We start from the raw sequence: 2,109 nt of genomic DNA on the forward strand, positions 1-2,109 counted from the left end.
GACATGGCCAAGACCGCCCTGATCAACAAGGCGAACCGGAAGCCGAAGTTCAAGGTCCGCGCGTACACCCGTTGCCAGAAGTGCGGTCGCCCGCACTCGGTGTACCGCAAGTTCGGCCTCTGCCGCATCTGCCTTCGCGAGATGGCGCACGCGGGCGAGCTGCCGGGCGTGACCAAGAGCTCCTGGTAAACCACCGGTAGCCACCCAAAGACCAGCCAACACCTCTGGCACCGTAGGTCGGCCCGGAGCGCCCTCGAGGCGCCCCGGTGTCCGAAACCCCGGTGAGGAAGGGCAAAGAGCCCACCATGACCATGACTGACCCGATTGCGGACATGCTGACTCGTGTGCGGAACGCCAACTCGGCGCACCACGACACGGTCTCCATGCCGTACTCGAAGCTCAAGAAGAACATCGCCGAGATCCTCCAGACCGAGGGCTACATCGCCTCGTGGAAGATCGAGGAGGCCGAGGTCGGCCAGACGCTGACCATCGACCTCAAGTACGGCCCGAACCGCGAGCGCTCCATCGCCGGCGTGCGTCGCGTCTCGAAGCCGGGTCTGCGCGTCTACGCCAAGTCGACGAACCTGCCCAAGGTTCTCGGCGGCCTCGGCGTCGCGATCCTGTCGACCTCGAGCGGCCTCCTGACCGACAAGCAGGCACACGAGAAGGGCGTGGGTGGGGAAGTCCTCGCCTACGTCTGGTAAGGAGACGCTGACATGTCGCGAATCGGACGACTCCCCGTCTCCATCCCCTCGGGTGTGGACGTCAAGGTCGACGGCCAGGACGTCACGGTCAAGGGCCCCAAGGGCGAGCTCTCGCTGACCGTCGTCACCCCGATCACCGTCGAGGTCGCCGAGGGCAACCTCGAAGTCAAGCGCCCCGACGACGAGCGTGACTCCCGGGCCCGCCACGGCCTGACCCGCTCGCTCATCAACAACATGGTGCTCGGTGTCACCGAGGGCTACGAGAAGAAGATGGAGATCCACGGCACGGGCTACCGTGTCGCCGCGAAGGGCTCGGACCTCGAGTTCTCGCTCGGATACTCGCACCCGATCCTCATCCAGGCTCCCGCCGGCATCAGCTTCGCCGTCGAGAACCCGACCCGCTTCTCGGTGCAGGGCATCGACAAGCAGCTCGTCGGTGAGGTCGCGGCCAACATCCGCAAGCTGCGCAAGCCCGACCCGTACAAGGGCAAGGGCGTTCGCTACGCGGGCGAGCAGATCCGTCGCAAGGTTGGAAAGGCCGGTAAGTAAGCCATGGCAATGATCATCAAGCGCGGCAAGTCCAAGGCTGCCGCCCGCATCCGTCGCCAGGTGCGCGGTCGCAAGAAGATCGCCGGCACCGCGGCCCGTCCCCGCCTCGTCGTCTCGCGCTCGAGCCGTCACCTCTTCGTGCAGGTCGTCGACGACACGGTCGGCAAGACCGTCGCCTACGCCTCGACGATGGAGGCCGACCTGCGTTCGTTCGACGGTGACAAGACGGCCAAGGCCAAGCGGGTCGGCGAGCTCGTCGCCGCCCGCGCCAAGGACGCCGGCGTCGACTCCGTCGTGTTCGACCGTGGGGGCAACAAGTACCACGGCCGCGTCGCGGCGATCGCCGAGGGCGCCCGCGAGGGAGGCCTGTCGCTGTGAGCAACTTCGTGAACGCAATTGTCGAGATGAGGAACATCTGATGCCCGGACAGCAGCGTCGAGGCACCGGCCCCGCCGGTGGCGGCGAGCGCGGCGAGCGCGGCGAGCGTCAGGACCGCCGCGGCGGCCGTGACAGCCGCGAGAGCCGCGAGCAGAACCAGTACGTCGAGCGCGTGGTGACCATCAACCGCGTCGCGAAGGTCGTCAAGGGTGGTCGTCGCTTCAGCTTCACGGCGCTCGTCGTCGTCGGTGACGGTGACGGCACCGTGGGCGTCGGCTACGGCAAGGCCAAGGAGGTCCCCGCCGCGATCGCCAAGGGCGTCGAGGAGGCCAAGAAGGGCTTCTTCAAGGTCCCGCGGATCCAGGGCACCATCCCGCACCCCGTCCAGGGCGAGGCCGCGGCCGGTGTCGTCATGCTCCGTCCGGCCGCCCCTGGTACCGGTGTCATCGCCGGTGGCCCGGTGCGTGCGGTCCTGGAG

Annotated in this window: 5 protein-coding genes; all 5 read left to right on the forward strand. The window is 67.7% G+C overall.

From position 1 onward, the window contains the following. Positions 1 to 3: 3 nt before the first annotated feature. Complete coding sequence (locus tag ACR9ZK_RS21390; protein WP_013493557.1) at positions 4 to 189, forward strand: type Z 30S ribosomal protein S14; 186 nt, start codon at positions 4 to 6, stop codon at positions 187 to 189. A 116-nt stretch (positions 190 to 305) separates the two neighbouring features. Beyond that, positions 306 to 704, forward strand: a complete 399-nt coding sequence (gene rpsH, locus ACR9ZK_RS21395) for a 30S ribosomal protein S8 (protein ID WP_481343980.1) — start codon at positions 306 to 308, stop codon at positions 702 to 704. A gap of 12 nt (positions 705 to 716) precedes the next feature. Continuing rightward, positions 717 to 1,253, forward strand: coding sequence for a 50S ribosomal protein L6 (gene rplF / locus ACR9ZK_RS21400; protein ID WP_481343981.1), 537 nt, complete (start codon positions 717 to 719; stop codon positions 1,251 to 1,253). Between the two features lie 3 nt (positions 1,254 to 1,256). Then, positions 1,257 to 1,631 (forward strand): 50S ribosomal protein L18, encoded by a 375-nt coding sequence (rplR, locus tag ACR9ZK_RS21405; protein WP_481343982.1) that lies wholly within the window; start codon positions 1,257 to 1,259, stop codon positions 1,629 to 1,631. Between the two features lie 40 nt (positions 1,632 to 1,671). Continuing rightward, positions 1,672 to 2,109, forward strand: a 438-nt coding sequence (locus tag ACR9ZK_RS21410) for a 30S ribosomal protein S5 (RefSeq protein WP_481343983.1), incomplete at its 3' end; no start/stop codon positions are given.

Source organism: Monashia sp. HAY1-5C (genome assembly GCF_056755255.1).

Coding starts and splice junctions, on each gene's coding strand:
- ACR9ZK_RS21390 (WP_013493557.1), top strand. CDS start 4: ATGGCCAAGACCGCCCTGATCAACAAGGCGAACCGGAAGCCGAAGTTC.
- rpsH (WP_481343980.1), top strand. CDS start 306: ATGACCATGACTGACCCGATTGCGGACATGCTGACTCGTGTGCGGAAC.
- rplR (WP_481343982.1), top strand. CDS start 1,257: ATGGCAATGATCATCAAGCGCGGCAAGTCCAAGGCTGCCGCCCGCATC.
- rplF (WP_481343981.1), top strand. CDS start 717: ATGTCGCGAATCGGACGACTCCCCGTCTCCATCCCCTCGGGTGTGGAC.